We start from the raw sequence: 704 nt of genomic DNA on the forward strand, positions 1-704 counted from the left end.
TACTTCAACGCCAACTCCGCCCACCCCTTCGAGAACCCCACCCCCTTCTCCAACCTCTTCGAGATCTTCCTGATCCTGGTCATCCCCTTCGCCCTCACACGTACGTTCGGCCGCATGGTCAGCAGCCTGCGCCAGGGCTACGCGATCCTCGCCACCATGGCGACCATCTGGCTCGCCTTCACCGCGCTGATGATGTGGACCGAGTTCGCCCACCACGGCCCGGCCTTCGACGTCGCCGGCGGGGCGATGGAGGGCAAGGAGACCCGCTTCGGCATCGGCGGATCCGCGATCTTCTCCGTCGCCACCACGCTGACCTCGACGGGTGCGGTCAACTCCTTCCACTCCTCCTTCACCGGTCTCGGCGGGGGCATCCAGCTCCTGGGCATGCAGCTCGGCGAGATCGCGCCCGGCGGTGTCGGTTCCGGTCTCTACGGCATGCTGGTCATGGCGATCATCGCGGTATTCATCGCCGGCCTGATGGTCGGCCGCACCCCCGAATACCTCGGCAAGAAGATCAGCACCCGCGAGATCAAACTCGCCGCCTGCTACATCCTCATCACCCCCGCCCTGGTGCTGTGCTTCACCGCCGCCGCCATGGCCCTGCCCACCCCGCCCCACTCCATGCTGAACTCCGGCGCGCACGGCTTCTCCGAGGTCCTCTACGCCTACACCTCCGGAGCCAACAACAACGGCTCCGCGTTCGC

1 protein-coding gene is annotated in these 704 nt (G+C 66.5%); it reads left to right on the forward strand.

From position 1 onward, the window contains the following. Positions 1-704 (forward strand): potassium-transporting ATPase subunit KdpA (locus ACEPPI_RS40565; protein WP_373920250.1); only part of this gene is annotated, 704 nt, incomplete at both ends.

Source organism: Streptomyces sp. AB3(2024), assembly GCF_041862025.1.
In the GTDB taxonomy this organism is placed as follows: domain Bacteria; phylum Actinomycetota; class Actinomycetes; order Streptomycetales; family Streptomycetaceae; genus Streptomyces.